The 11,858-nt window shown below is 67.7% G+C and carries 10 protein-coding genes and 1 pseudogene; 9 read left to right on the forward strand and 2 right to left on the reverse strand.

Features of this window, described 5'->3' with window-relative positions; all coding sequences use genetic code 11:
- Positions 1 to 178: 178 nt before the first annotated feature.
- The 3 genes from I71_RS16635 (at position 179) to I71_RS16645 (ending at position 3,216) form a co-directional block, all read left to right on the forward strand.
- Complete coding sequence (locus I71_RS16635; RefSeq protein WP_042695964.1) at positions 179 to 364, forward strand: hypothetical protein; 186 nt, start codon at positions 179 to 181, stop codon at positions 362 to 364.
- 151 nt (positions 365 to 515) lie between these two features.
- Entirely contained in the window at positions 516 to 983 is a 468-nt protein-coding gene (locus I71_RS16640) for a (2Fe-2S)-binding protein (protein WP_042695965.1), read from the forward strand.
- A 13-nt stretch (positions 984 to 996) separates the two neighbouring features.
- A complete protein-coding gene (locus I71_RS16645) occupies positions 997 to 3,216 on the forward strand; it encodes a molybdopterin cofactor-binding domain-containing protein (RefSeq protein ID WP_083897212.1) in 2,220 nt (739 codons plus the stop codon).
- A gap of 516 nt (positions 3,217 to 3,732) precedes the next feature.
- Here I71_RS16645 and I71_RS16650 read toward each other — a convergent pair.
- Complete coding sequence (locus I71_RS16650) at positions 3,733 to 5,940, reverse strand: ATP-dependent RecD-like DNA helicase (protein ID WP_042695966.1); 2,208 nt, start codon at positions 5,938 to 5,940, stop codon at positions 3,733 to 3,735.
- A gap of 157 nt (positions 5,941 to 6,097) precedes the next feature.
- Between I71_RS16650 and I71_RS16655 the strand changes: the two genes are divergently transcribed.
- The 3 genes from I71_RS16655 to I71_RS39170 all read left to right on the forward strand — a co-directional run bounded on the left by I71_RS16655 (position 6,098) and on the right by I71_RS39170 (position 8,274).
- Positions 6,098 to 7,039, forward strand: a complete 942-nt coding sequence (locus I71_RS16655; RefSeq protein WP_042695967.1) for an ArdC family protein — start codon at positions 6,098 to 6,100, stop codon at positions 7,037 to 7,039.
- Positions 7,039 to 7,968 carry a hypothetical protein gene (locus I71_RS16660; protein ID WP_042695968.1) on the forward strand — a complete coding sequence of 310 codons (930 nt, stop codon included), beginning with the start codon at positions 7,039 to 7,041 and terminating at the stop codon, positions 7,966 to 7,968. The genes I71_RS16655 and I71_RS16660 overlap by 1 nt, the downstream gene beginning before the upstream one ends.
- A gap of 78 nt (positions 7,969 to 8,046) precedes the next feature.
- Positions 8,047 to 8,274, forward strand: a complete 228-nt coding sequence (locus tag I71_RS39170; RefSeq protein ID WP_042695969.1) for a hypothetical protein — start codon at positions 8,047 to 8,049, stop codon at positions 8,272 to 8,274.
- Between the two features lie 12 nt (positions 8,275 to 8,286).
- On the opposite strand, the gene I71_RS38345 is transcribed toward I71_RS39170, so the two are convergent.
- Positions 8,287 to 8,460 carry a hypothetical protein gene (locus I71_RS38345; RefSeq protein ID WP_159107396.1) on the reverse strand — a complete coding sequence of 58 codons (174 nt, stop codon included), beginning with the start codon at positions 8,458 to 8,460 and terminating at the stop codon, positions 8,287 to 8,289.
- A gap of 202 nt (positions 8,461 to 8,662) precedes the next feature.
- Between I71_RS38345 and I71_RS16675 the strand changes: the two are divergent.
- The 3 genes and pseudogenes from I71_RS16675 to I71_RS16685 form a co-directional block, all read left to right on the forward strand.
- Positions 8,663 to 10,758 (forward strand): annotated as a pseudogene (locus tag I71_RS16675) (ParB/RepB/Spo0J family partition protein).
- Positions 10,759 to 10,824: 66 nt separating this feature from the next.
- Positions 10,825 to 11,379, forward strand: a complete 555-nt coding sequence (locus I71_RS35065) for a hypothetical protein (protein ID WP_049976165.1) — start codon at positions 10,825 to 10,827, stop codon at positions 11,377 to 11,379.
- A gap of 76 nt (positions 11,380 to 11,455) precedes the next feature.
- Positions 11,456 to 11,858: hypothetical protein (locus I71_RS16685; protein WP_244433880.1), on the forward strand; the 403-nt coding region annotated here is incomplete at its 3' end.

Below are 11,858 nucleotides of genomic sequence, written 5' to 3' on the forward strand. Positions count from 1 at the left end.
CCATCGACAGGGCCCTTGATGAACACCTTACCGACGCCGAGCAGATCGATCGCCGAATCCGGGGGCCAGCGGCCGGCGACACGCAACACCACAATCCACCGTGACTCCCGTCCTCAATAGCGGTCGCGAAAACGAGCCGCCGCGGATCGCCTGCGGCGGACCGGCACCGGAGAACACGATGAAGACGCTCATTGTCAGCTCTCTCGCGGTCGGAGCTGTAATACTGGTCGGGGCCTTGAGCACGCCGGTCCGTGCGCAAGGGACCGCATCACCGGCCCCCGCCGCCGCCGTACAGCCGACCGCCGCACAGCGGTTGATGGGCGACGCCGTGTCGGTCGCCAGGGATGTGTTCAAGAAGGACTGAGCGGATTTCTTCCGGGGCGCGATCCTCTGAATGGATTCTTTGGAAGTTTTGCACACATGTCGCTTACCGCCGCAGAGCTGTTGCGGATGAGGGCGTCCCGAAGAAAAACGATCGCTTCAACAGGGTATCATCGTCTGTCTGGGAGCATAAGATGGCGACACTCAACATCAACGGAAAGCGGATGGACTTCGATGTCGAGGAGGACACGCCGCTTCTCTGGATCCTGCGCGAACATGCCGGCCTGACCGGCACCAAATACGGCTGCGGCGTCGCCCAGTGCGGCGCCTGCACCGTGCATGTCGACGGGGTGGCCGTGCGGTCCTGTTCCCTGCCGGTCGGCGCCGTCACCAGTGATCAGACGATCGTCACCATCGAGGGGCTGGGTGCCGAAAAGCCCCACCCGGTCCAACAGGCCTGGGCTGAACTGGACGTCGCCCAGTGCGGTTATTGCCAACCCGGCATGATCATGGCCGCCTCGTCCCTGCTCGCGCAGAACCCGCACCCGACGGAGGATGTGATCCGGGAGCAGATCTCCAACATCTGCCGGTGCGGAACCTACACCCGCGTATTGGCCGGTGTGAAACTCGCCGCCGAACGCATGGCGACCAACCATGGCTGAAGGAGAGCGCGCGATGACCTCGCAGTTCCGCGGTGAGACGCCGACCGGTGCCATGCCCCGCCTGTCTCGTCGTGGATTCCTGGCAAGTGCCGGAACAGCGGCGGGCGCCTTCACCCTCGGCTTCTCCTTCCCGCTGCCGGCGCGCGAAGTGGCGCAGACGGCCACAGGGGCGTCGATGCCGGAAGTCAACGCCTGGGTGGTGATCCGGCCCGACGAGGCCGTGATCATCCGCATCGCCCGCGCCGAGATGGGGCAAGGATCCCTGACGGGCCTCGCCCAGCTGATCGCCGAGGAACTCGACTGCGACTGGGACAAGGTGCGCTTCGAGCTGGTGAAGCCGGGAGAGAACCGGCGGCGTGGGCGTGTCTGGCGCGACCAATCGACCGGTGGGTCGCGCGCCATCCGCGGATCGCAGGAATATGTGCGCACGGGTGGTGCCACAGCGCGCATGATGTTGGTGCAGGCTGCCGCTCTGGGCTGGGATGTGAAGCCGGAGGACTGCACCGTCGCCAAGGGCGTCATCACCCATAGGCCAAGTGGACGCTCCACGACCTATGGCGCCGTCGCCGCCGCCGCCAACCGGATCGCGCCGCCCGCCACGGTCACACTGAAGGATCCGAAGGACTGGACCATTGCCGGCAAGCCCCTGAAGCGGCTCGACACCGCCGACAAGCTGAACGGGTCGCTGGTCTACGGCATGGACATTTCGATGCCCGGCATGCTGGTCGCGGTGCCGAAGGCCTGCCCGGTGCATGGCGGCAAGCTCGCGAGCTTCGACGCCGCGGCAGTTGCCGGTATGCGCGGCGTGAAGCATGTCCTGCGTGTCGACGACGAAACCGTTGCCGTGGTCGCTGATACCTTCTGGCGCGCCAAGACCGCGCTCGATGCGCTTCCCATCGTCTGGAACGAGGGGCCGGCGGCGGCCGTCTCCAGCGCGACCATCGCCGAGATGCTGCGCGAAGGTTTGTCCGCCGACACGCCGTACATTGGCAACAAGGCGGGCGACGCCAAGGGCATGTTGGCCAAGTCCGGCCGCATCATCGAGGCAGACTACAGCTACCCCTACCAGAACCACGCTCCGATGGAGGTGCTGAGCGCAACCGTACGCTGGACCCCGGAACGCTGCGACGCCTGGGCACCGACGCAGGTGGCCGAGGCGGCGCTGGATGCCGTGGCGGTGGCAGCGGGCCTGCCGGCGGAGTCCTGCGAGGTGCACACCATGCGCATCGGCGGCAGCTTTGGCCGACGACTCGTCACCGACTATGTACGGATGGCCGTGCTGATCGCCAAGCAGATTCCCGGAACGCCGGTCAAGATGATGTGGACGCGCGAGGAGGATATGGCGCAAGGCCGCTTCCACCCGGTTACCCAATGCCGGCTGCGCGCCTCCTTGGACGGGGCGGGGAACGTGGAAGCGCTGCACATGCGCATCTCCGGCCAATCGATCATGGCCTATGCCCGTCCATCCGTGATGACGGCAAACGGCGATCCGTTCATTTTCCAGGGACTGATGCCGGATGGCGCGGAGATGGCGATCGGCTACACGATTCCGAACCTGCTGATCGATCACGCGATGCGCAACCCGCACATCCGGCCCGGTGCCTGGCGCGGCGTGAACCTCAACCAGAATGCCGTCTATCTGGAGTGCTTCATCGATGAATTGGCCCATGCGGCGGGGGCGGATCCCCTGGTGTTCCGCCGCAAGCTGATGGTGAACCATCCCAAGCACCTAGCCGTGTTGGAGGCCGCCGCCAAGGGCATCGGCTGGGGGACTGGGACGGCCCCTGGCGTTCATCGCGGCCTCGCGCAGATCATGGGGTTTGGCAGCTATGTGGCCGCCGCCGCCGAGGTGTCTGTGTCGGATGGCCGGGTGAAAATCCACCGCATCGTCGCGGCGACCGACCCGGGGTACGTCGTCAACCCGCAGCAGGTCGAGGCGCAGATCGCCGGCTCCTTCGCCTACGGGCTTTCAGCCATGCTCTATGGCGAATGTACGGTGAAGGACGGGCGCATCGAGCAGCAGAATTTCGACACCTATTCCGTATTGCGGCTGGACGAGATGCCGGTGGTCGAGGTGATCGCCGTGCCGTCCGGCGGCTTCTGGGGCGGCGTCGGCGAACCGACCATTGCGGTTGCGGCGCCGGCTGTTTTGAACGCCATCTTTGCGGCCACGGGCAAGCGCGTGCGGAACCTGCCGCTGAAGAACGCCGCCCTGCGAAAAGTGCAGGCATGATGAGTGTAAATCGGCTCGCAAACGGGACCCCAATCAGAAGCAATGTAGCCTTTTGCAAATGAATGAATTTTGCTCTCAAAATTGAGTTCCCGATCGGCGCCGATTGGGAGCCCATCTCAGCAGATTTTTTCTCAATCACTTCAAATGTTTTTGGTACGTCGGTTTGGAAACCCGGTTGACTGCTGGTTCACATCTGAGACAGCGACTCCATCTGTTTTCCAGGGGAGATCACGCTGCCTGTTTGGGAATTGTGGCCTCAACCAACCGCAAGAATCGTTGGTTGCGTGCCCCCGCAACCAAACAAGAAAAAGCTCGCTAATTCAAGCAGTTAGCGGGCTTTTTGCTGTCCGCGTTTTTGGCTCCAAAACGGCTTCGTGGCAGCGCCAGGACGGAAACTCCCGGATAGATTTGGCGGGTCGATCTGCGATAAATGCAATCTAGGAATAACTACAATGCATGCCTGACCTCAACGAAGCAGTCCCGAAACAGGGCGGGCTGGTGGAGGAAAGAGGCCTGTCAATCATCGGAAAGCCACTCCCGCAGCTTCGACCAACGGCGCCCCTCGTCCGAGGTCCGCACCGCCAGGGCCAGCGCCCGCTTCTGGCCGACCAGAACCACCAGCCGCTTGCCGCGCGTGATCCCGGTGTAGATCAGGTTCCGGCGCAGCATCCTGTAGTGCGTCATCGCGACCGGGATCACCACCGCCGGGTATTCGGAGCCCTGCGCCTTGTGGATCGTCGTCGCGTAAGCCAGCGTCACCTGGTCCAACTCGCCGAACGGGTAGGGGACGAGGCGGCCGTCGAACTCGATGGCCAGTTTCCCCTCCTCGGCGTCCAGCCCGACGATGGTGCCGATGTCGCCGTTGTAGACCTCCTTCTCGTAGTCGTTCTCCGTCTGCATCACCTTGTCGCCAACCCGGTAGGTCCAGCCGAACTTCTCGATGGACGGCTTCGATGCGTCACCGTTCAAGGCTGCTTGCAGGGCGAGGTTCAATCCACGGGCACCGAGGACGCCGCGCTGCATCGGAGCAAGAACCTGGACATCGCGCACGGCGTCCAATCCGAAGCGGCGGGGGATGCGGTCGCGGACGATCTCCACCACCTTGTGGGCCCCGTCCTCCGGATCGTCGGCGGCGACGAAGTAGAAATCGGTGCTGCTATCTTTCGGCACCTCCAGGTCCGGCATGCGGCCGGCGTTCACCCGATGGGCGTTCGTAACGATGCGGCTCTCCGCCGCCTGCCGGAAGATCTCGGTCAGGCGAGCGACCGGCACGGTGTCCGACCCGATGATGTCGGCGAGCACCTGCCCGGCTCCCACCGAGGGAAGCTGGTCGACATCGCCGACCAGCAGCAGGGCCGCGTCGCGGGGAAGGGCGCGCAGCAGCGCGGCCATCAGCGGGACGTCGACCATCGAGGTCTCGTCCACCACCAGCAGGTCGCACTCCAGCGGGGCCTCGGCGCCGCGCTTGAAGCCGCCGTTGCTCGGGTCGGTCTCCAGCAGCCGGTGGACCGTCTTCGCCTCCATCCCCGTGCTCTCCGACAGGCGCTTGGCCGCCCGCCCGGTTGGCGCGCACAGCGCCACCTCCACGCCCTTAGCGGTGAGGATCGTCAGGATCGAGCGGACGATGGTGGTTTTGCCGACGCCGGGGCCGCCGGTCACCACCAGAACCTTGGCGGCCAGCGCCTTGGCGACGGCCTCCTTCTGGCTCGCCGCCAGGGCGATGCCGAGCTTGTCCTCGGCCCAGGGGACGGCCTTCCCGGCATCGAGGAGGCCCCAGGACGGTGCTCCCTCCGCCAGCGTCATCAGCCGGTCGGCGATCTCGCGCTCGGCGTGCCACAGGTGCATCAGGAAGATGCATCGCCGCTCCTTCACCGTATCGGCGACCACGCCGCCCTCCGTGATCTCCAACTGCATCGCCTCGACCAGCGTCGGCTGCGGAATGTCCAACAATTCCTCGGCCAGCTTGAGCAACTCGTCCTCCGGCAGGCCGCAATGGCCGTTCGACACCGCCTCCAGCAGGGCGTAGGAGACGCCGGCCCGCGCCCGGATCATCGAGTCCTTCGGGATGCCCAGCCGCTCGGCGATGGTGTCGGCGGTCTTGAAACCGATGCCGCGGATGTCGCGGGCGAGGCGATAGGGGTTCTCCGTCACCAGCGGGATGGCGTCGGCGCCATAGGTCTTGAAGATGCGCACGGCGCGTGAGGTGCTGACGCCGTGGCTTTGCAGGAAGACCATGATCTCCCGCACGATCTTCTGCTCGGCCCAGGCGCGGGTGATCGTCGCGATGCGCTTCGGGCCGATGCCGGGCACCTCGCTCAGCCGTTGTGGCTGCTTTTCGATGACGTCGAAGACCTGTTCGCCAAAGGCGCGGGCCAGCTTCTTGCCGTAGACCGGGCCGATGCCTTTGATCAGGCCGGAGCCGAGATACTTCTCGATGCCCTCCAGGGTGGTCGGCGGGGCGGCGCGCAGGAAGGCGGCGCGGAACTGCGGGCCGTGCTCGCGGTGCTGCTCCCAGCGGCCCGACGCCTGGACATATTCGCCGGGGGAGACGGAGGCGGCATGTCCGACCAGGGTGACCAGCTCCTTGTGGCCGCGCGCCTTGACCCGCAGCACGCAGTAGCCGTTCTCGGCGTTGTGGTAGGTGACACGCTCCACCAGGTCGGACAACGGCTCGCGGTCCTCGGCGGGAGGGTGGTTTGGGGTGGTTTGGGAAAGCCTCGGCATGTCCGTCCAAGATGGGGCCGCGAGCGGGCGCTGTCATCTGTCCCGGCCGTGGGATGTCGAGGAGCGGAGTGGAAAGTGAGAGGGCGGGGGCGGTGTTCGCGGCGGGTTTGAAAGGCTGGAAGAGAGGCTTCCGGCCGGCCCGTCGCGGAGACCCGTCATGCCCGATGCCTCACGCACCGCCCGGCCCGCTGGCGAACGCGCCAGCCTCTACACCGAGATCACCGCCCGGATCATTGCCGAGTTGGAAGCCGGGCGGTTGCCCTGGATGCAGCCTTGGGGGGACACGGCCACTCCACTCGGTCTGCCCCGCAATGCCGCCTCCGGCCGGACCTACAGCGGCGTCAATGTCCTGATTCTATGGGGCGCCGTCATCACGGGCGGCTTCTCCTCCCAGAGCTGGCTCACCTACCGCCAGGCCCTGGCGCTGGGCGGCAATGTGCGCAAGGGCGAGCGCGGCACCACCGTCGTCTACGCCGACCGTTTCATTCCCGACCGTGAGCGCCATCGGCAGCGGGAAGACGGGGACGAGGTTCAGGCTGTCCACTTTCTCAAACGCTTTACCGTGTTCAATACCGGTCAATGTGACAACCTGCCCGACGGCATCGCCACGGCTCCGCCGCCGATCCCGGAGGGACTGATCCTGCCGAGGGCCGAGGCACTGATCCGGGCCAGCGGCGTCGATGTCCGCATTGGTGGCGCGAAGGCTTTCTATCATGTACAGAAAGACTACGTTCAGGTACCATCTCCACAGGCCTTCTTCGAGACCATCAACTGGCACCGCACGGCTTTTCATGAACTTGGGCATGCTTCTGGAGCAGTTCATCGTCTGAAGCGTGATCTTTACGGATACTTTGGATCCCGGAAATATATATTTGAGGAATTGGTCGCCGAGATCGCCTCGGCCTATCTCTGCGCCGCGCTCGGCATCGTGCCCACCGTCCGCCATGCCGATTACCTTGGGGCTTGGTTGGACCTCCTTCGCGGGGACGATCACGCCATCGTCCCCGCCGCCAGCCAGGCGAGCAAGGCCGCCGACTATCTGCTCGCTTGCCTGCCCGAGGCCGCTGGTCCCACGGACGACGGGCGGGAGGCGGTGTGATGGCCGTCTCCCTCGCATCCCGCCTTGCGCCGGCTCCGGCGGACGTGCCGGTCCGGCTGCGTGTGCTCAGCCTCGGTGCCGGGGTCCAGTCCACCACCCTCGCCCTGATGGCCACCCATGGCGAGGTCGGTCCGATGCCGGATTGCGCTATCTTCGCCGACACCGGCTGGGAGCCCCGGGCCGTCTACCGGCACCTTGCCTGGCTGATGGCGCCCGGCGTGCTCTCCTTCCCCGTCCATGTCGTCTCGTCCGGCAACATCCGGGACGACCTCCCTGCCGGTGCGCAGGGGCAGCGCCGGGCCTTGATCCCGGCCTTCACCCGCACCATCGTCCCGGTGGGCGACAAGCGGCCTGTGCTCGATGAGGACCCTGTCGTCGGCCTGTCCCGGCCGGCCGGGGACCGGGTTTCGATCGGCATGATCCGTCGACAATGCACCGCGGATTACAAGCTGGTGCCGATCCGGCGCAAGCTGCGCGAACTGGTCGGACTCGCCGGGCGGCGTTCTCCGAAGCGGCCGGTTGTCGAGCAATGGATCGGCGTGTCGCTGGATGAATCGCTCCGCATGAAGCCGTCGGCCGAGGACTGGCAGGTCAACCGCTGGCCCTTGGTCGAGCGGCGGATGACACGCCGGGACTGCCTGCTCTGGCTGGCGCGGCACGGCTATCCGGAACCGCCCAAGAGCGCCTGCATCGGCTGCCCCTTCCACTCCGATGCCGCGTGGCGCCGTCTGCGTGACGGTGACCCCGACGCCTGGGCGGACGCCGTGGCGGTGGACCGCGCCATCCGCACGGGATTCCGGGGGATCCGCGGCGAGGTCTATCTCCACCGTTCGGCGGTGCCGCTGGACGAGGCGGATCTGACCACCGACGCCGACCACGGACAGCTCGATCTCTGGCCCAACGAATGCGAGGGCCTGTGCGGCGTGTAGAGGCGCCGGCTGTCGATCCTTCACCGACAACCGGCCCCGGCCTCCCTTCACGACACAGCCCTTGCCGGAGGATGTGTGATGATCCCTTTGAAACAGGCTGCCCCGCCCCGTTTCGTGGTCGAGGTCGTGTTCTCGAACGCTGGTACGGTGTACGGGATTGAGACCTGTGCGGTCGAAGCGGCCGACCGCGCCGAGGCGCGCGGGATTGCCCTGCGGCGGTCGGAAGACAGTCCCTACGATGACGCCCGCATCCCTGATCGCCGGCGTAGCGTGCGGGTGAGGCGGTCCGTCACGACAACGCGGTGACGGATCGGGCGTTCAGGCGGGCGACGCATCCGGGGAGCGGCGCCAGGAGGCGATGGTCCGCACCGTCCGCAGGGCGTTGTCGGCCATCGGCATGTAGCGCCGGAGTTCCGCGACGGCCGGCCACTCGCCCCGCTCGTCGAACGCCCGCTGCACCGCCTCCGTCATCGCCTCATCCACCACGAACATCGGCGACTCTCCCCCTGTCATCCCACCGGGATGATGCGCGCCGCCGCTGATCCCGGCAAGGGACCGTTCAGGCAGCGGGCGCCGCGCCGGACCCTTGATGAGGCTCGTCCGGTCCGAGAGGAAGAGGAGGGTGGAAATCAGGGTGTACGGGTGAGCAGGTCAGGAGAGAGGCTCCCGGCCGCCCGTCGCGGAGAAGACCACCATGGCCATCGCCAAGATCGTCCTCAGCGCCTCGCGCGACATCCCCTTCAACAAGCTGTATTGTCCCAGGCCAACGTCCGCAAGGTCAAGGCCGGCGTGTCGATCGAAGAGCTTGCCGAGGACATCGCCCGGCGCACCCTGCTGCACGGCCTCGCCGTCCGGCCGGTGCTCGACGCCGAGGGAGCCGAGACCGGCGTCTTCGAGGTGCCGGTCAGCGGGCGCCGTTTCCGGGCGCTGGAACTGCTGGTCAAGCAGAAGCGCATGACCAAGACCCAGTCGGTGCCCTGCGTGGTGCGCAGCGGCGGGCTGGGCGAGGAGGATTCGCTGGCCGAGAACCTGCAGCGTGAGCCGTTGCACCCGCTCGACCAGTTCCGTGCCTTCCAGACCCTGCGCGAGGCGGGACTGGGCGAGGAGGAGATTGCCGCCCGCTTCTTCGTCGCCCCCGGCGTGGTGCGCCAGCGCCTGAAGCTCGCCGCCGTCGCACCGGCGCTGCTCGACGCCTACGCCGACGAGAAGATGACGTTGGAACATTTGATGGCCTTCACCGTCACCGACGACCGGGCGCGCCAGGAGCAGGTGTGGGAGACGTTGTCGAAGGCCTACAGCCGCGAGCCTTATCAGATCCGCCGGCTGCTGACCGAGGGGGCGGTGCGGGCGTCGGACAAGCGGGCGCTGTTCGTCGGGCTGGAGGCCTACGTGGCCGCCGGCGGGGCGGTGATGCGCGATCTGTTCCAGCATGACAACGGCGGCTGGCTGCAAGACCCGGCGTTGCTCGATCACTTGGTCGTGGAGAAGCTGGAGGCGGAAGCCGCCACCGTCCGGGCGGAGGGCTGGAAGTGGGTCGAGGTGGCGCTGGGCTTCCCCTACGGGCACGGCCGGGCCCTGCGCCGCCTGTCCGGCGAGCCGGTGCCGTTGACCGAGGCGGAGCAGGCGACCTACGACGCGCTTCACGCCGAGTATGAGCGGTTGGAGAGCACCGATCCGGCTGACCTGGAGGCGTTGGAGACGGCATCGCGGCGGCTGGCCGAGATCGACGTCGCGTTGCGGGTGCTGGAGGAGCGGCCGCTGGTCTTCGAGACGGCCGAGGTGGCGCGGGCCGGGGTGTTCGTCAGCGTCGACGCCGAGGGCCGGCTGCAGGTCGACCGCGGCTACGTGCGGCCGGAGGACGAGATGCCCGTCGAGCCGGTGCCGGTTGCCACCAGCGATGGGAGCACGGTGATCGGGCCGGCGAGCGGTACCGGCGAACCTGTCGCGGCCCAGCCGGCCGCCATCAGCGGCGGCAGCCGGGTCTCGGCACCGGCGCCTGTGCCGGTCGCCGGACCGGAAGTCCCGGACGAAGAGGACGGCATCCGCCCGCTGCCCGACCGGCTGCAGACCGAGCTGAGCGTCCACCGCACCCTGGCGCTGCGCGATGCGCTGGCCCGGGATCCCGACACCGCCTTCCTGGCGGCACTCCATGCGCTGTGCCTGCACCTCTTCTACCGTCGGGGCGGCACCTCCTGCCTGGAGCTGGAGATGAAGAGCGCCGCCTTCAACGTGCAGCCGCCGGACCTGGCCACCAGCCTATCGGCGAAGGCGATCGACGCCCGCCAGCGCAACTGGGCCGAACAACTGCCGCGGGAGCCGGCGGAGCTGTGGGAGGCGCTGTTGGCGTTCGACGGCGACAGCCGGGCGGCGCTGTTCGCCCACTGCGTGTCGTTCGGTGTCAACGCCGTCCACGAGTCCTGGAACCGGGCACCGCAGCAGGCAGCATACGCCGATGTGCTGGCCGAAGCTGTCGGCCTCGACATGGCGGCGGCCGGCTGGACGGCGACGGTGGATGGCTATCTCGGCCGGGTGCCGAAGGCGCGCATCCTCGAAGCGGTGCGCGAGGCGCGGGGTGCCGAGGCGGCCCGGCTGATCGACCATCTGCGCAAGACCGACATGGCGAAGGAGGCCGAGCGGCTGCTCGCCGGCAGCGGCTGGCTGCCGGAACCGTTGCGCGGCCGGCCGGACGAGCGACCGGTGGCCGGCGATGGCGACGTGCTTCCGGCTTTCCTGACCGGTGCCGGCGATCCGGAGGCGGGCGGGGACGAGGCACCCGCCGAAGCGGCCTGACCCCGACGTCGTGGAGCGGCTCCGGCCGCTCCGCCTTCCTTCCCTGTCAGTCTTCAGGAGGTCATCATGACCGACCCCTCCACCCCGATGGTCGTGCGCCTGCCGGTTGCCGTCGATGGCTTGCCCCCGTTCGAACGTCTGCTGCTTGCCCGTCTGGCCTGGGCTGGCGCCGACCGGAGCGGGCTGTTGCTCCATGCCGCGCTCGATGCGCGGAATGGCGTCGCCGTGTCTCCCGACGAGCGCGCCGCGGTCCTGGCCTGTGTCGAGGCCTCCGGTGCGGCGGCGGCCGGCGCCAAGCAGGTGCTGGTGATCACCGCCGATGGTGTCTTCCTCGTGGCGCCGAAGGGCGCCGTCCCGTCGGAGCGTTCAGACGCAGTGAGCGAAGCGGCCCTCCCGGCCCTTGCCGAGGCCGACGTTCGTGCGGAAATCCGCACCCTGATCGAGGCCGATGCAACGCTCACCACGCTGGCCCCCGAGATGGTGAGCGACGCCGACATCCACGAGGCCTGCCGGACCGTCATGGGGCGGCCGCGTCTGGAACAGGGCGAAGGAACCGCCCTGTTCCAGGCGGCCCTGGCCGCCATCCGCGTGGCCGAACGCCGCCTCGGCGGTCCGTCCTGATCCCTCCACCGCCCCGTCTTCTCTCCCCACCTTGCCCGGCCTTGCGCCGGGCTTTTTCCTTTTTTGGAGCGCTGCCATGTCCTCGATCGTCTCTCCCTCCCGTTCGGCCGCCGCTCCGTCTGTTGCGACGGTTGATGCTCCCGCTGCCATGATGGCCGCCGCCGAACGGTTGCTGCCCGACCTCGAACACGGCCACGCCATCGACACCGCCGCCCTGCGCGCCGCGATGACGGCGGCGTTCGGCGGCACCGACGCCGAGGGCGCCTGGACCTGGAAGCTGGCCTACGACGCGGGCGAGGCGGCGCAACTGCTGTTCCTGCGCCACTTCGGGGTCGCCATGCGCGCCCGGGCCGGCGACCCGGCGGACTTTGCCGCCATGCTGGGGCGGCTGGCGGGTTTGCTGCCCAGCCAGACCCGGCGCTCCGAGGAGAGCAAGCCCGGCAGCAGTTCTCGACCCCGCTGCCGTTGGGCGCGGTGGT

The organism is Azospirillum sp. B506, from assembly GCF_000333595.1.
Classification (GTDB): domain Bacteria; phylum Pseudomonadota; class Alphaproteobacteria; order Azospirillales; family Azospirillaceae; genus Azospirillum.